Annotated in this window: 1 protein-coding gene; it reads right to left on the bottom strand. The window is 70.3% G+C overall.

The annotated features are described in order from the left end of the window. Window positions 1-246: DUF3141 domain-containing protein (locus V5F77_RS29365; protein WP_429008546.1), on the bottom strand; the 246-nt coding region annotated here is incomplete at both ends.

Genomic DNA, 246 nt, shown 5'->3' with positions numbered 1-246 from the left:
AGGGGTCCCGTTGAGAACGACGGGACCCGTCAGCCCCGCGCAGTCCGCGGCGAGCAGCGTCACCGCCCAGCCGGCCTGGCAATTCCCGTAGAGCACGGGCGCGGCGCCGGAATGGCGGCGTGACACCTCCTCGACGAACCGCCGCAGCACGTGAAGCACGTCGGCGAGCGTCTGCCCTGCGGCAGGCTCGGGATAGAAGGTGACGAAATAGACGGGATGCCCCTGATGCAGGGCGAGGCCGACCTC

It is taken from the genome of Roseixanthobacter psychrophilus, from assembly GCF_043195195.1.
Lineage (GTDB): Bacteria > Pseudomonadota > Alphaproteobacteria > Rhizobiales > Xanthobacteraceae > NCEH01.
Note: the sequence above shows the minus strand (reverse complement) of the source record. Positions and strands in the feature narration are given on the sequence as shown.